Here is a 19,303-nt window from a genome sequence, read left to right as displayed (position 1 = left end):
GCTTCGCGCACCGTGGGCGGACTTCCGTGGTCCACCTTGACGGCCCTCCCTGCAAGGCCTTTTGCGCCGCGGTGCGCGCCACTGCGATGGAACTGCGGGGAACTGCGTTCGCGAAGCCCGCCGCGCAGGCGGGCTTGCGGGTGCTACTTGCGCCGGTCAGGCGCTCTCGAACAGACGCGTGAGCACGAACTCGCGATGGCCCAGCGTTTCCGCCGCGGTCCAGCGGCCGTTCGCCGTTGCGAGCATCGATTCGAGCAGCTTGTCGCCCGCCTGATCGAGGTTCTGCTCGCGCTGCAGCAGGCCCGAGACATCGACGTCGACGTGCTCGCTCATCGTGCGCACCGTGCGCGGATTCGCGCAGATCTTGATGACCGGCACGATCGGATTGCCGATCACGTTGCCCTGCCCCGTCGGGAAGAAATGCACGGCGAAACCCGAGGCCGCGCACAGCGTCACCATCTCCGCCGCCGCCGACGACGAGTCCATGAACCACAGGCCCGAATGCGTCGGCTCCTCGGCCTTGTCGAGCACGCCGTCCACGCGGCACTTCTTGCCGATCTTCTGGATGTTGCCGAGCGCCTTTTCCTCGATCGTGGTCAGGCCGCCCGCGATATTGCCCTTGGTCGGCTGCGACTCGGAGAGGTCGTCGGTCTTCCAGCGGTTGATCATGTCCTGGTAGCGGTCGAACATGAACTGGAAGCGCTCGCGCACCTGGTCGTTCGCGCAGCGCGCCGCGACGATCTGCTCGCCGCCCGTCAGCTCCGAGGTCTCGCCGAACACGAGCGTCGTGCCGAGTCCGTAGAGCTTGTCGAACGCATTGCCGACCGTCGGGTTCGCGCCGCAGCCCGACGTCGTATCCGACTCGCCGCACTTGGTCGACACCCACAGATCGGCGATCGGGCACTCCTCGCGCTCGAGCGTCGTCGCCCACTGCACCATTTCCTTGGCGGCCTTCGAGGCACGCATGATCGTGTCATGGTCGCCGTGCAGTTCGATGCCGAAGCCCATCACCGGCTTGCCCGACTTCGCGATGCCGTCCACCACGCGCTTGGTCCAGCCTTCCTCGATACCGATGACGATCACGCCGGCGACATTCGGGTTGCAGCCCGCGCCGATCAGCGTGCGGAAATGCAGATCGAGGTCCGCGCCAAACTGCAGGCGGCCGTACGGATGCGGCAGCGCCATGGTGCCCTTGATGTTGTGCTCGACCGCTTGGGCGGCAGCGTTCGACAGGTCGTCGACGGGCAGGATGATGACATGGTTGCGCACGCCGACGCGGCCGTTCGAGCGGCGATAGCCGCGGAAAATGGTGTTCTGGTCAATCACGCTCATGGTGTCTCTCTCTGAATGGGAGGGGTTCGACTGGCTGGCTCGCCTGCGCCTTACCAGCGCTTCGTCTTGATGTTGTGAACGTGAGCGTGCTCACCCGCCTTGATGGGCGCCACGACCTTGCCGATATCGACGCCGTACTTGTAGACGGTGTCGCCCACGGCCATGTCCTTGAGCGCCACCTTGTGACCGATCGGAATGTCCTGCTTCGCCGGAACAGTGACGATTTCGTCCTCGTCCATGATCCACGCGTTCAGCTGCGTGCCCGCCTTGATGCCCTCGACGACCGCGACACCAACCGTGTCCTTCGCCTCGTGCAGCACGATGTGGATCGTCCTGCGCGCCGGATCGGCATGGGCCGCCGTTGAATCAGCCTGCTGTGCTGCTTGAGCTGCCTGGCTCATCTGAGTGTCTCCAGTTTTGTTCACGGGGGGTCTGGCGCGTGGCCATGCTGCGCATCATAGACAGCTCATTCATCCATGTCAACCATATCATCTATATGTGTTGGATCAGCCAGATGAAGTAAAATCGTGTCAAAGTCCGGAAAGCACAAGGAAGGGGGAACACCGCCATGAACACGCTGAAGAACGGCGCAGCCCACGCGGCAGGCGCGGCAAGCGCGCCCGTCATCGGGGGAACGCGCTACAAGGAAGTGAAAAACGGGATCCTCGCCGCGCTGTCGGCGAAGGAATGGAAAGGCGGTGAGGCGATACCTTCGGAAAAGCGCCTGTCCGAGCGCTTCGGCGTGTCGATCGGGACGCTGCGCAAGGCGATCGACGAACTCGTGGCGGACAACATTCTCGTGCGCCATCAGGGGCTCGGCACGTTCGTCGCGCAACACCAGCGCGATCGCTATTTCTTCCGGTTTTTCCGGGTCGTGCGCCAGGATGGCGAGAAGAGCTATCCCACGGTGAGCCTCGTGTCGTTCACGAAGGCCAAGGCGACGCGCGAAGTCGCCGCGATTCTCGGCATCGAACCGAACGCGCGGGTTTTCTCGTTCGTGAACCGCCTGGCGCTGCATGGCGAGACCGTCATGATCGACAGCATCACCGTGGCCGAGGAGCGTTTCGCGGGACTGACCGAAGCCGCGTTGCGGGAGCGGCCCAGCACGCTTTACAACTTCTACCAGGACGCGTTCCACATCAACGTGGTCGGGACCGAAGAACGGCTGCGCGTCGCGACGGCCAACGAGGTCGAGAGTGAACTCCTCGAGGTGGCGCCCGGTACGCCGTTGCTCGAAGTGCGGCGCATTGCGTACTCGTATCATCAGGAGGCTGTCGAGCTTCGCATCTCGCACGTGAACACCGCGCGCTACGAATACGTCGGTCCTTCCGCTTCACACGAAGAGCCGCTCTAAAGGCCCAGGTTTTTCACACTTCCGCTGCGCTCGCCCGCCGGACGAGCGCAGCGTTGATTCATCGCTCAGGCGGCGACGTGAAACACGCTCACCGTCCTTTCGAGCAGCCGCGCCTGATCCTGCATCGATTGCGCCGCCGCCGACGCCTGCTCGACGAGCGCCGCGTTCTGTTGCGTCGCTTCGTCGATCTGGCTGATCGCGCGGTTGACCTGCTCGATGCCCTCCGTCTGCTCATGGGTGGCCGCCGAAATCTCGGCCATGATGCCGGTCACGCGCCCCACGCTCTCGACGATTTCCGACATCGTCGAACCGGCGCGCGCCACCAGTGCGCTGCCCGTGTCGACTCGCGAGACCGAGTCGTCGATCAGCGCCTTGATTTCCTTGGCGGCGGCCGCCGAGCGCTGCGCCAGACTGCGAACCTCGGAGGCCACCACCGCGAAGCCGCGGCCCTGCTCGCCGGCGCGCGCCGCCTCGACGGCGGCGTTGAGCGCAAGAATATTGGTCTGGAAGGCGATGCCGTCGATCACGCCGATGATGTCGACGATCTTGCGCGACGACTCGTTGATGGATTTCATCGTGTCCACCACCTCGGAGACCACAGCGCCGCCCCGGCCCGCCGCTTCCGATGCCGACGCCGCGAGGTCGTTCGCATGCTGCGCGTTCGACGCGCTCTGCTGCACCGTCGACGTCAGCTCCTCCATGGATGCGGCGGTCTCCTGCAGCGACGCGGCCTGCTGCTCGGTGCGCGATGACAGGTCGAGATTGCCCGCGGCGATCTGCTTCGAAGCCGTGCTGACTGACGCAGTCGACGCCAGCACGGTGCCGATCACGCCAACGAGGCTCTCCTGCATGCGCTTCGCAGCCGAAGCAAGCATGCCGATTTCGTTGTGGCCGTGTTCGCCGATGCGCGCGGTCAGGTCGCCCTGGGCGACGCGGTCCAGATGCTCGCCCAGGGCTTGCAGCGGCTTCTGAACGACGCGGGACAGCGCACGGCGCGCAGCCACGGCGACCAGCACGGTGACACCGAGGCACACCGCAATCATGATCTGGAGGAACGACGTCGTGTCATTCGCGGCCTCTTTTGCCGCGTGGCCGCGTTTGGTGGCGCGCTTGACGAACTTGTCCATCTCGTCGTTGAACGCGCGCGAAGCCGCGATGCTTTCGATCGCGGCGATGTGATTGAAGGTGGCCATGTCGTTGGCCGCGAGCGCCTTCTGCTCGTTGCGCACGCTATCGTTCAGCGCGTTGTAGGTTTCGACGATACGGCGGGCGAGTGCCTGGTCGTCCGGGTCGGAGCGTGGAATCTTCGCGAACGCCTCGATGCGCGCCTGACCCTGTGCCAGCCGGGCGTCGACGGTCTCCGTCAAATTCTTTGCCGCCGCGGTTTCACCGATCTGGGCCGCGCTCTGTGCGGCCGAGATCGACACGCGGGCGCGTTGCGTGGCGGCAAACGCCTCGGTTACGTCGGTCACTTCGACGGTCGCCTGGCTCATCGCCTCGACGGAGGCCGCAGTCTCACGCACGCCCTTGAGGGCCATGAGATTGCTGACGCCAATCAAGACAACCAGCAGCGACAGCACTGCGGTCAGGATGGTACTGATCCGGAATTTGCCCACTTCTGTCCCCAAATGTCAGCTTTTTTGTGACTGCGGGTAGTCGCATGGCGGGTGATACCGCTGCGACTACGACCGGCATATCGGCATGGAGCTCACGACACTTGAGGATCTTTTGCGGACCTGACAAAAGCGAAAACTGGCACCGGCTCAGGAAAGCTTTTTGTTAGCTTGCGTGACGTCGCCTCTCGGACAACGCCACGGTTTGGCGCTCGCCAGCTTTCCTGATCGAAGCCAGCAAGATAGTCAGGACACCTTCAGGTCTATGCGACAGCCGGCGAAATCAGTAGCGCGCCAGCTGGCTGCCGTTGACCTGCACGCGGTCGCCCGGGCGCAGGTCGCCGGGCGTCGGCACGTTGAACGCGCGGGTCGAGCCGTCGCTCAGCTGCACGTCGATCTGGAATCCTGCGGGCTGGCCCATCTGCTGGCCGATCTGGTTGCCGGCATAGGCTCCGCCGAGCGCGCCGATGACGGTCGCGGCGTCGCGGCCGTGGCCGCCGCCGACCTGGTTGCCGAGCACGCCGCCAACCAGCGCGCCGACGACGGTTCCGGCGATGCCCGAAGCACCGGTGGCGTTGCTCAACGGCCGGATGCTCGAGATCGTGCCGTACTGCGCGCCATATTGATTTCCGTATTGCGAGTTGTACTGCGCACCGTACTGACCGTTGCCTTGCGTGTCATACGGCTGTTGCGGCGCGGGCGGCGGGGCGTAGGCGGGCTGCTGCACGGTGCCCGGTTGTGCGTAAGCGGGCTGGCTATATGCCGGTGCTGCATATTGGCCCTGGTAACCTTGCTGCGCGCCGTACGGCGAGTAGCCCGGGGCAACGCATGCGGACAACGACAGACTGGCTGCCGCGACAAGCGCGGCGGTAAGGGCGGACTTGATAGAGAGCATGAACGTCACGGTGGGTTCGCGTTGCCGTCGCTGCGGGCACGACAAGCATGAGGAGGAATGGCGATTGCGCGGCAGTATAAGCAAAGCCCGCCCGGACGTGCGCTGCGCGAGGGTAACAACATGTAAAGTGCGTTGCTGGATGAATGGCGGCGCCTGAGCGCGGCGCCATTCATCCGTTGGAATCAGGCAGGCGCCGGATTCCCCGAGCGTTTCAATGCAGGGTTTGGACACTGCCGATGGTGTCGGCATCGGCATCGTCGGACGCGGCCTGTTCGATGATCGCGCAGCGGAAGTCGAACTTGACGCGAAGGATCGCTGACTCGACCCGTGCGTCGCCGCGATGGCCCTTCAGGCGAGTATCAATCGCCTCCTCGACGGCGAGAATCGCCTGCTCGATACTCTCCGGATCGTCGCTGTCGAAGCCGACCTCGACCTCGATGCTCTCCAGCAGGTTCAACGCGGTTGCAATGTCTTCGGAAGCGACGAATAGCGTCTCGGCGTTCTCTCTCATCTACCCTCCCCGTTGGATTGTCCAGCTCGTCAGACAGCTGCGAGTTGCACGCCTATCGTTGCACATCCGGAACAAATCTGCCGGAGACGAAGGCCGGTGTTGGGATCGAAACAACGGAAGGGTTGCCGTCCGTCGTGAAGCGAATAGAATCGAAGGTTCCAGCCGATAGCGTAGAGGCAATCGACCCGGCTTCGGGCACGGTTTCGACCTGCTAGACTGGAAGTTCCCCCGCGAACCATGGAGGGAATCATGACGACTGTCTACGTGGTGAAGACTGGCGAGCAGTACCTCTGCTGCGCAGAGGACGGCGATATCGGCATGGCGCCGGAGATTGGCGGAGCCAAGTCCTTCGTCTCTTACGAGGAAGCCGAAAAGGCGGCGTCCGTGCACGCCGACCCCGGATACGAAATCGTCGCCGTCAGCGTTGCCACACACTGACGCGCAAGGCTGTTCCGCCTCGCCTTACCGGAACTTGCCAGCCGGCGCTTACGGCTGGCTTTCGGCTGCGCCGCCGGCCAGCGCGTGAGCCGATCCGGCGAGGAAGTTCAGGATGAACGCGTTCACCTCGTCCGGACGCTCTTGCTGCACCCAGTGCCCCGCCTTCGCAATCAGCTGCTTCTTCCAGAGGTTGGGCACGTTGCTCTCCAGCGCGTCGTAATCCTTCGCTGCCATCTTCACGACGCCGTCCAGCTCTCCCGCGAGAAAGAGCGTCGACTGCATGATGCGGGCGCCGTCGAGGAAGCTGGTCAGCGCCCAGTTCCGGTCGATATTCCGATACCAGTTGATGGGCCCGCGAAACCCGCTCCGCTCGAACTGAGCGACGAAATATTGCAGGTCCGTTTCGGTCAACCACGGCGGAAGCTCGTCGGGTATCGTGAGGTTGTCCACGAATCGAGTCGATTTGGGAAAGATCGCGAAATTGGCCGGCTGCCCTTTCACCACCGGGTCGCCCGACGCCGTGTAGAGAATGCCAAGCATCGAGCGGCGCACATCGTCGTCCAGTTCACGCTCGGCGCGTCCCGGCAACTGAAAATAGTCCTGATAGAAGTGACACTCCTGCGTGATCTGCGCAAGGCGCACCGATGGACGCACCGGACGCCGAGGCATGTAAGGCACGCTCAGCAGGCCGAGAACGGGAAACAGGTCGGGGCGCAACAGCGCGGCGTAGGCGGCGACGGCGGCCCCCCAGTCATGCCCGATCAGAACCGCCCGCTCTTCGCCGAGCGCCTTGACAAGGCCGACCAGATCACCGACGAGATTCAGAATGTCGTAGGCCTCGATGGCTTCCGGAGCATCGGTGAGCCCGTATCCGCGCTGGTCCGGCGCAACCGCGCGATAGCCCGCGGCCGCCAGCGCGTCGATCTGCCAGCGCCACGCGTACCAGGACTCCGGCCAGCCGTGGCAGAGCAGCACGAGCGGGCCCGTGCCTTTCTCGACGTAGTGCATGCGGATGCCGTTGACGTACGCGAACTTCTCTTGCAGCCCGTTCATCATGGAGTCGACCTCGTCTCACGCGATGGGAAAGCGCCCGGCGCTCATTGTGAATGCAGCGCCGCAATGCTTCAACCACATCGGTCGTTTTGTGCGTGAGCCGGGACATCAAGGATCGACGCGTGCCGTGCGGCCCTCCACGCGCGCAATGACGCTCAGGTAATCGGCGGGCGTATCCATGTCGACGCAAAAGCGATCGTGCGCCGCCTCGTGGAGAAACACTTCGCCGCTGTGCTCGGCGATCAGCTTGCGGCAGCCCGGATTCACGCGGCCGCCCACGACCTCGGGACACCAGCTCGACGCGAACACGACCGGATTGCCGCGAGCGCCGTCGAACATCGGCACGAGGATCGAACCGTACGGCATCGTCGCGTAGGCCTCGACCAGTTCGCGATAGTCGGCCGCTTCAAGGAGGACCTGGTCGGCCAGGCAGATCATCACGGCGTCGCACGGCGCCTGCAGCGCGGCAACGCCGCTCGCGACCGACGTCATCTGTCCTTCCCGGTAGCGCGGGTTGCTCTGGAAGCGCACGTCGATGCCATCGAGCGCGTCGAATACGGCTCGGCCGTTGTATCCGGTCACGACGACAACCTCCTGGGGCCGTGCCGCGACGATCGCGCGCACGACGCGCCGCACGGCAGGCTCGCCGCCCACCGGCAACAGCAGCTTGTGACGCCCCTCCATGCGCGCGGACAGGCCCGCCGCGAGCACGACAGCCGAAAACGTCGCGCCGCTCATCGCGGCTCCCCGGGAGGATCGTGCGGGCGAGCGGCGGCAGGCAGGTAGCGCTCGGGGGCGCGTTCGAACTCGGCCTTGCAGCCGTCGCAGCAGAAGTACACCTTGCGTCCGCCATAGTCGACGACGTGTTTCGCCTTCGCAATCTCGACACTCATCCCGCACACGGGGTTCACGTAGCACCCCGCCTCCGCCTCTGCCACGGGCGCGCCGAGCGCCTCGCACGGCGGCAAGGGCGGCACGGTTTCCGTGGCGATCGTGGCCCGCGGCGCCGCGGCCTCGGCCGCCTCCTGCATCTCGTGCCGCACGGCGACGAGTCCCGCCACGGCGCCCAGTGCAATCTCCTGGGGCGTGTGCGCATGGATCGCCGGCCCCGCCGGCGCGTGCAGCGCCGCGAGCCGGGCCTCGTCGATACCGCGCAGGCGCATGGCGGCACGCAACCGCTCGGCCTTTCTGTGACTCGCGATCAGGAGCACCGCCACCGCGGCGCTGCGCAGCGCGGCTTCGAGCGCATCCTCGTCGCGCTCGCCTTGTGTCGCGATCAGCACGAACGACGTACCGGCGCGATCCAGCGCGGCGGCGTCAACGCCCGGCTGCCCGGCGCGCGCCACGTCGGCCGCCAGGCTCGCGCGAAACCCGACGCGCCGTGCGAGCACACACGCTTCCTGCGCCGCGGGCGTGGCGCCGAGCACGGCCACGAGCGGCGCAGGCACGGTGGGCTGGATGAAGAGCTCCAGCGCGCCGTTGCTCGCGCACGGCATGGCATGCGCCTCGACTTCGGCGTCGGCTGGCGCCGGCTCGTTGCTGATCCGCACGCGCCGTGGCTGCCCGGTACGCATCGACTCGCGCGCGGCCTCGATGACGATCGTGCGTGAGCAGCCCCCGCCGACCCAGCCATGCAGCGCGCCGTCGGCCTCCACCAGCGCCTGGGCGCCGACGTGCGTCGAAGTCGGCGGCGCCGCACGGATCACAGTGACGACCGCGAACGGTGCACCCGCATCGATCAGCCGCTGCTCGAGCTGCAGCAGATCCGCGGCGTCCGGGAGGGTTTCGCTCGATTCGGCATGGACATTCATTGCAGCGCCTCGAGAATTTGAGGAAAGATCCGTTCGAGACCCGCGAGGTCGCGGGCCCCGGCAAACAGGTCGAGATGCGGCAGCGCGGCCTGCATGCCCGCGCTGACCGGCGCGAATCCGGGACGGTCGGCGAGCGGGTTGAGCCAGACGAGCGAATGGCAGCGCCGCCGGATCGCGGCCAGCGACTCGCCGAGCTGCGCGACGTCGCCGGCGTCGTAGCCGTCGCTGACGATCACGACCGCGGTCCGCGCATGGAGCAGGCGCGGCGCGTAGTGCGCATTGAAACCGGCGAGACTCTCGCCGATCCGCGTCCCGCCGGCCCAGCCCTCCGAAATGAGGTGCAGGCGTTCCTGGGCGCGACGCGGATCGGGGTCGCGCAGCGCTTCGTCGACGCAGACGAGCCGCGTATGGAAGATGAAGCTGTGGACGTCGGGCAAGCGCCCGCTCAGCACGCGCGCGAGCCGCAGGAAAAAGAAGCTGTAGAGGCTCATCGAGCGGCTCACGTCGAGCAGCAGAACGATGCGCGGGCGCTGCCGGCGCTTGCGCCGCCAGCCGAGTTCGACCGGCAGCCCGCCGCGCGAGACGCTGCGGCGCAGGGTCCAGTGCAGATCGAGCGTGCGCCCGAGACTCGCGCGTTGCTCGCGGCGCATCTGGATGCCGCGCAGGCGCTGGGCGAAACGGCGGATCGCGGCGTCGATGGCGAAGAGTGCGTCGCGATCGTTCAGGTGGCGGAAATCCGCGTGCGCCAGCGACTCTCTCAGCGTGGCGCCTTCGTTCGCGGCGCCGCCCTCCTGTGCCGCGCCGTTGCCGCTGCCTGCGAGCGAAACCGGCGTGCCCTCGCTCGCATCGGACGGCCCGCGAGCGGTGTCGTCGCGCGCCAGCGGCCCGGCGCCGCCAGCACGGGTTTCGGCGAGCTTGCGCCGGTTCGGCGCGAGGAAGTACGCGTCGAACAATTCGTCGAAGCGCCGCCACTCCTGCGCGCGCGAGCACAGCAGCGCACGCAGGCTCCAGCGCAGCACGTCGCGCTCCGTCTGGCCCATGCGCTGCACCACCTCGAGCATTGCGGCCACGTCCGCGTTCGTCACGCCGAACGCGTTCGCGCGCAGCCAGCCCGCGAAGCCCGCATAGCGGGCGACGAGGCGATCGGCGAGATCGTGCGGCGCCGCGCGAGGCACCGTACCGTCGACGCCGGTCAACATGACGCCACCAGTTTTTCGATCACGGGCCGCGTGAGACTGGCCTGGTCCTCGCGCGTTTTCACGAGCGCGGCGAGCGAATCCATCACGCGGTCCACGCCGTTCTCGTCGAGCGCGCTCACGCCGAGGCGCAGCAGCGCGGCCACCCAGTCGAGCGTTTCCGCGAGGCCGGGCTTGCGGCGCAGCGCCATCTCGCGCACCGCATGCACGAATTCGACGATCTGGGCCGCGAGAGCCTCCGGCACCTCGGGCACCTGGGTCCGCACGATCATGAGTTCACGCTGGAACGACGGGTAGTCGACGTACTGATAGAGGCAGCGGCGGCGCAGCGCGTCGGAGATCTCGCGCGTGCCGTTCGAGGTGAGGATCACATAGGGTCGCTCGGTCGCGCGGATCACGCCAAGCTCGGGGATCGAAAGCTGGAAATCCGACAGCAGTTCGAGCAGGTAGGCCTCGAACGCCTCGTCGGTGCGGTCGATTTCGTCGATCAGCAGCACGGGAGCGGGCGTGGTCGTAATGGCTTCGAGCAGCGGGCGCTTGAGCAGATAGCGCTCGGAGAAGATGTCCTGCTCCTTGTCGCGCAGCGGCCGCGCATCCTGCTCGAAGAGCTTGATCGCGAGTAGCTGGTGGACGTAGTTCCATTCGTAAAGCGCCGCGTGCGCGTCGAGCCCTTCGTAGCATTGCAGGCGGATCAGCGGCGCGTCGAGCAGGCGCGCGAGCGCCTTCGCGACCTCGGTCTTGCCTACGCCCGCCTCGCCCTCCAGCAGCAGCGGGCGGCGCATTTCCATCGTGAGCAGCAGCGCAGCCGCGAAGCTGCGCTCGACGATGAACCGGTGGCCCGCCAGCTTCGCCTGCAGCGCGAGGACGTCCGGCATGCGGTCGATTTGCGCCATGGCGTGCCTCAGCGGCCCTGCGCCTTGTGGGTGAAGAGTCCGCGCAGCCAATCGCGAATGATGGCCCAGACAAACGCGATGCCGTTCAGCTCGGTGGCCTGCGCAGGCTGCGCGGCGGCCGCCCTGGAAGCTGGCGCCGATACCGGCTCGTCGGCAGCACTCGCAGCAGCGCCCGGCGCAGTTTGCGGCGGCGCCATGGCACTCAGACGCGCCGAGAAGTTTGCGACGAACTGCTTGAGCAGCTGCTCCGACACCGGCCCCATGAGCCGCCCACCCAGCGCGGCGGCCTTGCCGCTCATCGTCACCTCGCTCTTGCCAGCCAGCGTGCAGGTCTCGCCCGTGGGTTGCACACTGGCCGTGAGGTCCATCGTCGCCGCCGAACTGCCGGTCGAATCCGTGCCCTTGCCGAGCAGATGCAGGCTGCGCGCCGCGGCGTCGAGCGCGAGCACTTCGATGTCGCCCTTGAACGCCATCGTCGCCGGCCCGAGTCGCACCGTGATGGTTCCTTTGTAGTGCGTATCGTCGATGCGCTCGGTGATCTTCGCGCCCGGCATGCAGCCGGCCACCGCCTCGATGTCCTGCATCAGCGCCCAGGCGCGCTCCGCGCTCGCGTCGAGGGGAAATGCCTTGTCGAGTACGACCTTCATTCCGGACTCCTCATTCGTGCGCGCTTCGGCTCAAACGGGCCGCGTCAAGCCAAGCTCGCGGCATTGCTGCCACACGCGAAACGCGTTGTGCGGCATGTTCATGTGCGTGACGCCGAGATGCGCGAAGGCGTCGACCACCGCCGCCGTGAAGCACGGAATCGAGCCCACGTGCGGCGATTCGGCCACGCCCTTGGCGCCGATCGGGTGATGCGGCGAAGGCGTCACCGTGAAGTCCGTTTCCCAATGCGGCGTTTCCACGGCCGTCGGCACGAAGTAGTCGAGCAGCGTCGCGCCGAGCAGATTGCCCGCTTCGTCATACGGCAGTTCCTGTCCGAGCGCGACGGCGAAGCCTTCGGTCAGGCCGCCATGAATCTGCCCCTCGATGATCATCGGGTTGATCCGCGTGCCGCAGTCGTCGAGCGCGTAAAAGCGGCGCACGCGGATCTCGCCGGTATAGCGGTTGACGTCGAGCACACAGACGTAGGCGCCGAACGGGAACGTGAAGTTGGGCGGATCGTAATAGTCGACCGCCTCGAGGCCCATCTCCAGCCCCTCGGGAACGTTGTTATAGGCGGCCCACGCCACCTCCTTCACGGTCTTGAACTGGTCGGGCGAGCCCTTCAGCACGAAGCGGTCCAGATCGAACTCGACGTCGTCCGGGCTCGCTTCGAGCAGATGCGCGGCGATCCGGCGCGCCTTCTCGCGAATCTTGCGCGAGGCGCGCGCCACCGCGGCGCCCGCAACGGGCGTCGACCGCGAGCCATAGGTGCCGAGGCCGTATGGCGCCGTGGCGGTATCGCCCTCTTCCACCGTGATTTTCGAGGCGGGAATGCCCGCCTCCGATGCGATGATCTGCGCATAGGTGGTCTGGTGCCCCTGGCCCTGCGTGATCGTGCCCATGCGTGCGATGGCCGAGCCGTCCGGATGCACGCGGATCTCGCATGAATCGAACATCCCCACGCCGAGGATGTCGCACATTTTCGACGGCCCGGCCCCGACGATCTCGGTGAAGTTCACGACGCCGATGCCCATGAGCCACTCCGCATCGGGGTCGGCGCGGCGCTGCGCCTGCTCCTTGCGCAGCGCGTTGTAATCGACGGCCGCCAGCACCTTTCTCAGCCCCGTTTCGTAGTCGCCCGAGTCGTATTCGAGGCCCAGCGGCGTGGTGTACGGGAACTGATCGCGACCGATGAAGTTGCGCAAGCGGATCTCCGCCTTGTCGATGCCGAGCTTCTGCGCGAGCACGTCCACCATCCGCTCGATCAGGTAGACGGCCTCGGTCACGCGGAACGAGCAGCGGTAGGCGACACCGCCTGGAAACTTGTTCGTGTACACGCCGTCGACGCTCACGAACGCATTGGGGATCGCATACGAGCCCGTGCACACATGGAACATGCCGGCAGGCCATTTGGTCGGGTCGGCGCACGCGTCGAACGCGCCGTGGTCGGCCACCACATTCACGCGCAGCGCCTTGATGCGGCCGTCCTTGTCGGCGGCCAGCTCGCCGGTCATGTGATAGTCGCGTGCGAACGCGGTGCTGGAGAGGTTCTCGTTGCGCGACTCGATCCACTTGACCGGCCGCCCGAGCACGATGGACGCCACGATCGACGTCACATAGCCCGGATACACGCCGACCTTGTTGCCGAAGCCGCCGCCGATGTCGGGCGAAATGATGCGGATATTCGATTCCGGAATCGACGACAGCAGTCCGACCACGGTGCGCACGACGTGCGGCGCCTGCGACGTGATGTAGACCGTGAGGTCGCCGCGCACCTTGTCGAACGACGCGACGCAGCCGCAGGTTTCGAGCGGGCACGGATGCACGCGCGGGTAGACGATATCCTGCTTGACCGTGACTTCCGCGTTCTCGAACATGCGGTCCGTCTTGTCGCGGTCGCCCATCGTCCACGTGAAAATATGATTAGGATGCCTGCGGGCCCCATGCGCGCCGCTGTCCTTGTCGCGGATGTCCTCGCGAATCACGGGCGCGTCGGGTTCCAGCGCCTTCATGGGATCTACGAGCGCGGGCAGTTCCTCGTACTCGACTTCGACGAGTTCGGCCGCGTCGGCGGCGACGTAGCGGTCGTCGGCCACCACGAACGCGACTTCCTGGTTCTGGAAGCAGACTTTTTCGTCGGCGAGCACCGCCTGCACGTCGCCTGCGAGCGTCGGCATCCAGTGCAGTTTGAGGGGTTTGAGGTCGTCCGCCGTGAGCACGGCGTGCACGCCGGGATGCGCGAGCGCGCGCGACTTGTCGATGCGCTTCACGCGCGCGTGGGCGTAGGGACTGCGCACCATCACGCCGAACAGCATGCCCGGCATCTTGATGTCGTCCACGTAGCTGCCCTTGCCCTGGATGAAGCGCGGGTCCTCGCGGCGTTTGCGCGAGCAGCCCATGCCTTCGAGCGCGGCGAGCCGTTCGAGATTGGCGTCGGGATTGTTCATGACGTGTCTCCCGGCGCTCAGTGCGCGTTCACCGCGCCCGCTTCGATGAGCGGATGCGAGGTTTCGACCGTTTCGCCGCGCAGCTTGCGCGCCGCGTATTGCACGGCCTTGACGATGTTCTGATAGCCCGTGCAGCGGCACAGGTTCCCCGCCATCCAGTAGCGGATTTCCGCTTCCGTGGGATCGGGATTCTCCTGGAGCAGGCGGTACGCGCGCATCAGCATGCCCGGCGTGCAGAAGCCGCATTGCAGCCCGTGCTCCTGCATGAAGCCCTCCTGCAGCGCATGCAGCGCGCCGCCTTCGGCGAGCCCTTCGACCGTGCGGACTTCCGCGCCCTGCGCCTGCACGGTGAGCAGCGTGCACGACTTCACGGACATGCCGTTGAAATCGACGGTGCAGGCGCCGCAATGCGACGTCTCGCAACCGATATGCGGTCCCGTCTGCTGGCACGTTTCGCGCAGCGTGTGAATCAGCAGTTCGCGCGGTTCGACGACGACATCGACCTCGCTGCCGTTGAGGCTGAACGACACCATGGTTTTGCTGGCCATTACGCGTTCTCCGTGAGGTCAGGGGCGTGCCGCGTTCGCGGCGCGTTCGTAGGCGGTATTGAGCGCCCTGCGGGTCATCTCGCCCGTCATCGCGCGCTTGTAGTCGGCGTCGCCGCGCAGATCCTCCACCGGATTGCACGCCGCCATCGCGAGCCGCGCCGCTTTGTCAAGCGCGCGTGCATCGAACGGCTTGCCGACGAGGGCCTGCTCGGCGTCCAGCGCGCGAATCACCGTGTCGCCGACATTCGTCAGAGCAATGCGCGCGTGCTCGACGTTAGCGCCGTCAAGGCGCAACGTGACGGCCGCCGCCGCGGTCGCGAAGTCGCCGGTCTTGCGCTTGAGCTTCGCGTAGCAATAGCCGGTGTCGGGCTGCGGCACGGGAATGCGGATGCCGGTCATGATCTCGCCGGGTTCGAGCAGCGTCGCATAGGTGCCGATGAAGAAGCCGTCCGCGCTCACCACTCGCTCGCCCGCCGCGCCTTGCAGCACGAACGAGGCGTCGAGCGCGATCATCAGCGCGGGATGGTCGTTGCCGGGATCGCCGTGCGAGAGATCGCCGCCCAGCGTGCCGCGATAGCGAACCTGCGGGTCGGCGATCTGCCGCGCGCCCTCGACGATGAGCGGACAGCGCGTTTGCAGCAGCTCGGACCAGATCAGCTCGTTCTCGGTCGTCATCGCGCCGATCCACAGCGTGCCGTTTTCCTCGCGGATGCCCTTGAGTTCGGCCAGCCGGCCGAGGTCGATCAGGTGATCGGGCTGGGCGAAGCGCAGTTTCATCATCGGCAGCAGGCTGTGGCCGCCCGCGAGCAGCTTCGCCGTTTCGCCGTGCGCGCCGAGCAGCGCGAACGCCTCGGACAAGGTTTGTGGAGCGTGGTATTCGAATGGGCGGGGAATCACACTAGTCTCCTTGTTGTCATCCTTCTGAAGTTCAGGATTTCACAATGCAACGCAGCAATTCAATGGGTTTTCTCGAACGGCGGCATGGTTGCGCCGGGCGCCGGAAAACTTGCGTGAAAAGGGGAAAGGACATAAAACGGAGGCAGCGTCCCGCCGCCGCAGACGCCGCGCACAACGCCGCGGCAGCATCGGGGAGAACCCTGGATGAAACCGTTCGAGCACGCCATGCCGACCACCGACGCGCGCCGCGCCGAGACTTTTCAGCACCGCCTCGAGCAGTTCAATCCGGGCGTGGTGTGGCTCGACGCGCAGGGGCGCGTCAGCGCGTTCAACGACGTCGCGCTGCAGATTCTCGGACCGGCGGGCGAGCAGTCGCTGGGCGTGGCCCAGGACAAGCTGTTCGGCATCGACGTCGTGCAGCTGCACCCGGCAAAAAGCCGCGACAAGCTGCGCTTCCTGCTGCAGTCGCGCGACGCCGGCGGCTGCCCCGTGAAGTCGCCCCCGCCGGTCGCGATGATGATCAACATTCCCGACCGCCTCCTCATGCTCAAGGTGTCCCGCATGTCCGACATGAACGGGGCGTGCGGCACTTGCATGATTTTTTACGACCTCACCGACCTCACGACCGAGCCGTCGGCCGAGCCCACGGCGGAGTCGCTCGCCGGCGCGCCCACGCCGCCGCGGCGGCTCTTCAAGATTCCGGTGTACCGCAAGAACCGCGTGATCCTGATCGACCTGAAGGACGTCGTGCGCTTTCAGGGCGACGGCCACTACACGACGATCGTCACGAAGGACGACCGCTACCTCTCCAACCTGTCGCTCACTGACCTCGAACTGCGCCTCGACAGCAATACGTTTCTGCGCGTGCATCGCAGCCACATCGTCAACCTGCCGTACGCGGTCGAACTCGTCAAAGCCGACGACAGCGTCAACCTCGTGATGGACGACGGCGAACGCAGCGTCGTGCCGGTGAGCCGCTCACGCGCCGCACAACTGAAAGAGTGGCTCGGCGTGGTCTGAAGCCAGGCGCCGGTCGCTTTATTTCAGCCGGCCAGTCTCCTTCGTCCTAGAATTCCTGTCAGGGGGCGAGGCGACATGAAGCGCGAAGTGGTCACTGGGCTGCTGTGCGGCGCACTACTCGCCGGCTGCGTGACGGCCGGCGTCGAAGTCAGGCCCGAACAGATGGCAAACTTCAGGCACGGCGTCACGACGCTGCAGGACGTGATCGTCGCGCTCGGCCCGGCGTCGGTCGAGACCGCGCTCGACGACGGCTCGACGCTGCTCGTCTACACCTACGTGACATCGCGTCCGCACCCGGAAAGCTATATCCCGTTCATCGGTTCGCTGGTCGCCGGCTCCGACACACACTCGTCGGCGGCCGTGTTCCTGTTCGACTCGCACGGTCTCCTCAAAAGCGCGAACAGCACGGGCTCGAACGTCGGCACGGGCATGACCGCCGCCCATAGCACGCAGCCCAGAGCGCCTGCGCCCGTTTCCGAGGCGCCCGTTGTGGGCAAGGGCGTCCCGCCGCCCGCCGTTCAGACCGCCCAGCCGACGCCGGAAGAAGACGCCGCGCCCGCGTCGCAAATGCCTGGAGAACCGCTGGAAATCAACGTTCAGCCGGCTCCCGTCGAATAGCCATATCCCGCCGTGCAGGAATGCGTATCCGATCGTGCGCGTACGTGCGCTACAGCACACTTGGGAAGCCGTAGCGAGAATACGCTAGGAGTCCAAAATTAGAAGCAGCGAACGCCTAAGCAGTCGCCCCGCGGAGGACGAAATGTCAAACTTGCCCTGGCTTTCGCAATATCCCGCTGGCGTCGCGGCGGACGTCGCCCTCGACGACTACCCCTCGATGGCCGCCCTGCTGGAACAGGCCGTCGCGCGCTTCGGCGACCGGATCGCCTTTCATCAGTTCGGCGTGAATCTCAGCTATCGCGAGCTGGACGAGTACTCGGCGCGCCTCGCCGCCTATTTCCAGAAAGACCTGCAGCTGAAACCCGGCGAGCGCATCGCGCTGATGTTGCCGAACTCCCTGCAACAGCCCATCGCGATGTTTGCCGCGCTGCGGGCCGGGCTCACCGTGGTCAACGTCAACCCGCTCTACACCGCGCCGGAACTGGCGAATCTGATCAAGGATTCCGGTGCGCGGGCGATCGTGGTGATGGAGGTCTCCGCCGCCACCCTCGAGCGGGCACTCGCCCATGTCGCCATCGAGCACGTGATCGTCGCGCGCGTGGCGGAGATGCAAAGCTTCCCGAAATCCATCCTTGTCGACTACATCGTACGAAAGAAGAAAAAGCTCGTCCCGGACTGGACGATTGCCGGTGCGATCGCCTTCCGGACCGCGATGACCGCGCGCCCGGCCGCGGACTTCACGAGGACGGCGCTGAACCGCGAGACAAGGGCATTTTTGCAATACACCGGCGGCACGACCGGCGACCCCAAAGGGGCCGTGTTAACCCATGGCAACGTCGTCGCGGACGTGCTGATATTTGCCGCGTGGGTCAAGCCGGTGTTCCGGACGAGCGGCGAGATCACGCTCGTCGCGCTGCCCCTGTACCACGTGGCGGCCCTCGTGTGCCAATGTCTCGTCTCGTTTCATCTGGGCACCCGCTGCGTGCTGGTGATGAACCCACGCGATATTCCCTCCCTCGTAAAGGACTTCGCCACGCACCGGCCAACCGTGTTTGGCGGCCTCAACACGCTGTTTACGGCGCTGATGAACAACGAGGCCTTTGGCGCGCTCGACTTCTCCGCGCTGCGCAGCACCTTCGGAGGCGGTACCGCGACCCAGCCGGCCGTTGCGGAACGCTGGCAGAAACTCACCGGCACGCCGGTGGTGGAGGCCTATGGGCTTTCGGAAGCCGCCGGCGCGGTGACGGCCAATCCCGTCACGCAGACTGCCTTCGAAGGCACGATCGGCGTGCCGCTGCCTTCCATGCGCATTGAAATCCGCGACGAAAACGGCGCGGCCGTGCGCGCCGGCATGCCCGGCGAAATCTTCGTTGCGGGGCCCGTCGTCATGCAAGGCTACTTCAACCGGCCGGAGGAAACGGCGCATGCGATCGGCACCGATGGATTTTTCGCGACCGGCGACATCGGGATCATGGACGAGCGCGGCGTCATCAAAATTGTCGACCGCAAGCGGGACATGATTCTGGTCTCCGGTTTCAACGTCTATCCAAACGAGGTGGAGGGCGTGCTCTTCCGGCATCCCGGCATTCTGGAGGTCGCGGTCGTCGGCGTGGCCGATTCGCAGTCTGGCGAAACGCCGGTCGCCTTCGTGGTGAAAAAGGAAGCGGGGCTGACCGAGTCGGACGTGATCGAGTTCGCGCGCACGAGCCTCACCGCCTATAAGGTGCCGAGGCAGGTGGTCTTCGTGAACGATCTGCCGAAAACGCCGGTTGGCAAAGTGCTGCGGCGGCAATTGCGAGACCGGTTGGTCAATCAAATCTGACTGGCCCGGCGCCGGAAAATCATTCGAAAAACGACGTTGTCTTGCCCTCCCGCGACAACACCAGCCCGATGTCGCTTCCAGCGCGTCACCATGTCGGCTTCGTTCTAGGAGCGACATTTCTGGTCGCATTTACTGTGCGAATCATAACCGTGCGCATTCAGCGTTAAACCGCTCGCCTCACGTGGCTTCGCCATTCGGGGTGATACGCAC

At 65.9% G+C, this 19,303-nt stretch carries 19 protein-coding genes; 5 read left to right on the top strand and 14 right to left on the bottom strand.

The window, feature by feature from the left end; translation table 11 throughout:
• Positions 1 to 156: 156 nt before the first annotated feature.
• A complete protein-coding gene (locus tag AB4Y35_RS04565; RefSeq protein WP_137333249.1) occupies positions 157 to 1,332 on the bottom strand; it encodes a UxaA family hydrolase in 1,176 nt (391 codons plus the stop codon).
• Between the two features lie 50 nt (positions 1,333 to 1,382).
• Entirely contained in the window at positions 1,383 to 1,652 is a 270-nt protein-coding gene (locus AB4Y35_RS04560) for a UxaA family hydrolase (protein ID WP_028203477.1), read from the bottom strand.
• Between the two features lie 248 nt (positions 1,653 to 1,900).
• Here AB4Y35_RS04560 and AB4Y35_RS04555 point away from each other — a divergent pair, with 248 nt between their 5' ends.
• Complete coding sequence (locus AB4Y35_RS04555) at positions 1,901 to 2,686, top strand: GntR family transcriptional regulator (protein WP_368703492.1); 786 nt, start codon at positions 1,901 to 1,903, stop codon at positions 2,684 to 2,686.
• Positions 2,687 to 2,751: 65 nt separating this feature from the next.
• Here AB4Y35_RS04555 and AB4Y35_RS04550 read toward each other — a convergent pair whose 3' ends face one another.
• The 3 genes from AB4Y35_RS04550 to AB4Y35_RS04540 form a co-directional block, all read right to left on the bottom strand.
• The gene (locus tag AB4Y35_RS04550) at positions 2,752 to 4,302 is read right to left on the bottom strand and encodes a methyl-accepting chemotaxis protein (protein ID WP_368703491.1); all 1,551 of its coding nucleotides are present in this window, start codon (positions 4,300 to 4,302) and stop codon (positions 2,752 to 2,754) included.
• 280 nt (positions 4,303 to 4,582) lie between these two features.
• A complete protein-coding gene (locus AB4Y35_RS04545) occupies positions 4,583 to 5,203 on the bottom strand; it encodes a glycine zipper 2TM domain-containing protein (protein WP_368703490.1) in 621 nt (206 codons plus the stop codon).
• A gap of 202 nt (positions 5,204 to 5,405) precedes the next feature.
• The gene (locus tag AB4Y35_RS04540; RefSeq protein WP_368693103.1) at positions 5,406 to 5,705 is read right to left on the bottom strand and encodes a hypothetical protein; all 300 of its coding nucleotides are present in this window, start codon (positions 5,703 to 5,705) and stop codon (positions 5,406 to 5,408) included.
• A gap of 249 nt (positions 5,706 to 5,954) precedes the next feature.
• Here AB4Y35_RS04540 and AB4Y35_RS04535 point away from each other — a divergent pair, with 249 nt between their 5' ends.
• A complete protein-coding gene (locus AB4Y35_RS04535) occupies positions 5,955 to 6,143 on the top strand; it encodes a hypothetical protein (RefSeq protein WP_110386691.1) in 189 nt (62 codons plus the stop codon).
• 48 nt (positions 6,144 to 6,191) lie between these two features.
• Here AB4Y35_RS04535 and AB4Y35_RS04530 read toward each other — a convergent pair whose 3' ends face one another.
• From AB4Y35_RS04530 to AB4Y35_RS04490, 9 genes are all read right to left on the bottom strand, one after another.
• A complete protein-coding gene (locus AB4Y35_RS04530) occupies positions 6,192 to 7,199 on the bottom strand; it encodes an alpha/beta fold hydrolase (RefSeq protein WP_368703489.1) in 1,008 nt (335 codons plus the stop codon).
• Between the two features lie 105 nt (positions 7,200 to 7,304).
• On the bottom strand, positions 7,305 to 7,934 hold the full coding sequence (locus AB4Y35_RS04525; RefSeq protein WP_368703488.1) for an NTP transferase domain-containing protein: 630 nt from the start codon (positions 7,932 to 7,934) through the stop codon (positions 7,305 to 7,307).
• Positions 7,931 to 9,007: an XdhC family protein gene (locus AB4Y35_RS04520; protein WP_368703487.1), complete on the bottom strand. Its 1,077-nt coding sequence runs from the start codon at positions 9,005 to 9,007 to the stop codon at positions 7,931 to 7,933. The genes AB4Y35_RS04525 and AB4Y35_RS04520 overlap by 4 nt, the downstream gene beginning before the upstream one ends.
• Positions 9,004 to 10,206 carry a VWA domain-containing protein gene (locus tag AB4Y35_RS04515; protein WP_368703486.1) on the bottom strand — a complete coding sequence of 401 codons (1,203 nt, stop codon included), beginning with the start codon at positions 10,204 to 10,206 and terminating at the stop codon, positions 9,004 to 9,006. Before AB4Y35_RS04515 ends, AB4Y35_RS04520 begins: the two co-directional genes overlap by 4 nt.
• Positions 10,200 to 11,096, bottom strand: coding sequence for an AAA family ATPase (locus AB4Y35_RS04510; RefSeq protein ID WP_368703485.1), 897 nt, complete (start codon positions 11,094 to 11,096; stop codon positions 10,200 to 10,202). The genes AB4Y35_RS04515 and AB4Y35_RS04510 overlap by 7 nt, the downstream gene beginning before the upstream one ends.
• Positions 11,097 to 11,104: 8 nt before the next feature.
• Positions 11,105 to 11,743, bottom strand: a complete 639-nt coding sequence (locus AB4Y35_RS04505; RefSeq protein WP_368703484.1) for an SRPBCC family protein — start codon at positions 11,741 to 11,743, stop codon at positions 11,105 to 11,107.
• Between the two features lie 30 nt (positions 11,744 to 11,773).
• The gene (locus tag AB4Y35_RS04500; protein WP_368703483.1) at positions 11,774 to 14,188 is read right to left on the bottom strand and encodes an aerobic carbon-monoxide dehydrogenase large subunit; all 2,415 of its coding nucleotides are present in this window, start codon (positions 14,186 to 14,188) and stop codon (positions 11,774 to 11,776) included.
• 17 nt (positions 14,189 to 14,205) lie between these two features.
• Positions 14,206 to 14,736, bottom strand: a complete 531-nt coding sequence (locus AB4Y35_RS04495; protein ID WP_368703482.1) for a (2Fe-2S)-binding protein — start codon at positions 14,734 to 14,736, stop codon at positions 14,206 to 14,208.
• Positions 14,737 to 14,754: 18 nt separating this feature from the next.
• Positions 14,755 to 15,633, bottom strand: a complete 879-nt coding sequence (locus tag AB4Y35_RS04490) for a xanthine dehydrogenase family protein subunit M (protein WP_368703481.1) — start codon at positions 15,631 to 15,633, stop codon at positions 14,755 to 14,757.
• Positions 15,634 to 15,837: 204 nt separating this feature from the next.
• Here AB4Y35_RS04490 and AB4Y35_RS04485 point away from each other — a divergent pair, with 204 nt between their 5' ends.
• The 3 genes from AB4Y35_RS04485 to AB4Y35_RS04475 all read left to right on the top strand — a co-directional run bounded on the left by AB4Y35_RS04485 (position 15,838) and on the right by AB4Y35_RS04475 (position 19,093).
• Positions 15,838 to 16,653, top strand: coding sequence for a LytTR family transcriptional regulator DNA-binding domain-containing protein (locus tag AB4Y35_RS04485; protein ID WP_368703480.1), 816 nt, complete (start codon positions 15,838 to 15,840; stop codon positions 16,651 to 16,653).
• Positions 16,654 to 16,728: 75 nt separating this feature from the next.
• Positions 16,729 to 17,271, top strand: coding sequence for a hypothetical protein (locus AB4Y35_RS04480; RefSeq protein ID WP_368688335.1), 543 nt, complete (start codon positions 16,729 to 16,731; stop codon positions 17,269 to 17,271).
• A gap of 142 nt (positions 17,272 to 17,413) precedes the next feature.
• Positions 17,414 to 19,093, top strand: coding sequence for an AMP-binding protein (locus AB4Y35_RS04475; protein ID WP_368703479.1), 1,680 nt, complete (start codon positions 17,414 to 17,416; stop codon positions 19,091 to 19,093).
• Positions 19,094 to 19,303: the final 210 nt, after the last annotated feature.

Origin of the sequence: Paraburkholderia sp. EG286A, assembly GCF_040965375.1 — a bacterium.
Classification (GTDB): domain Bacteria; phylum Pseudomonadota; class Gammaproteobacteria; order Burkholderiales; family Burkholderiaceae; genus Paraburkholderia.
Note: the sequence above shows the minus strand (reverse complement) of the source record. Positions and strands in the feature narration are given on the sequence as shown.

Coding starts and splice junctions, on each gene's coding strand:
- AB4Y35_RS04565 (WP_137333249.1), bottom strand. CDS start 1,332: ATGAGCGTGATTGACCAGAACACCATTTTCCGCGGCTATCGCCGCTCG.
- AB4Y35_RS04555 (WP_368703492.1), top strand. CDS start 1,901: ATGAACACGCTGAAGAACGGCGCAGCCCACGCGGCAGGCGCGGCAAGC.
- AB4Y35_RS04540 (WP_368693103.1), bottom strand. CDS start 5,705: ATGAGAGAGAACGCCGAGACGCTATTCGTCGCTTCCGAAGACATTGCA.
- AB4Y35_RS04535 (WP_110386691.1), top strand. CDS start 5,955: ATGACGACTGTCTACGTGGTGAAGACTGGCGAGCAGTACCTCTGCTGC.
- AB4Y35_RS04530 (WP_368703489.1), bottom strand. CDS start 7,199: ATGATGAACGGGCTGCAAGAGAAGTTCGCGTACGTCAACGGCATCCGC.
- AB4Y35_RS04525 (WP_368703488.1), bottom strand. CDS start 7,934: ATGAGCGGCGCGACGTTTTCGGCTGTCGTGCTCGCGGCGGGCCTGTCC.
- AB4Y35_RS04520 (WP_368703487.1), bottom strand. CDS start 9,007: ATGAATGTCCATGCCGAATCGAGCGAAACCCTCCCGGACGCCGCGGAT.
- AB4Y35_RS04515 (WP_368703486.1), bottom strand. CDS start 10,206: ATGTTGACCGGCGTCGACGGTACGGTGCCTCGCGCGGCGCCGCACGAT.
- AB4Y35_RS04510 (WP_368703485.1), bottom strand. CDS start 11,096: ATGGCGCAAATCGACCGCATGCCGGACGTCCTCGCGCTGCAGGCGAAG.
- AB4Y35_RS04505 (WP_368703484.1), bottom strand. CDS start 11,743: ATGAAGGTCGTACTCGACAAGGCATTTCCCCTCGACGCGAGCGCGGAG.
- AB4Y35_RS04500 (WP_368703483.1), bottom strand. CDS start 14,188: ATGAACAATCCCGACGCCAATCTCGAACGGCTCGCCGCGCTCGAAGGC.
- AB4Y35_RS04495 (WP_368703482.1), bottom strand. CDS start 14,736: ATGGCCAGCAAAACCATGGTGTCGTTCAGCCTCAACGGCAGCGAGGTC.
- AB4Y35_RS04485 (WP_368703480.1), top strand. CDS start 15,838: ATGAAACCGTTCGAGCACGCCATGCCGACCACCGACGCGCGCCGCGCC.
- AB4Y35_RS04480 (WP_368688335.1), top strand. CDS start 16,729: ATGAAGCGCGAAGTGGTCACTGGGCTGCTGTGCGGCGCACTACTCGCC.
- AB4Y35_RS04475 (WP_368703479.1), top strand. CDS start 17,414: ATGTCAAACTTGCCCTGGCTTTCGCAATATCCCGCTGGCGTCGCGGCG.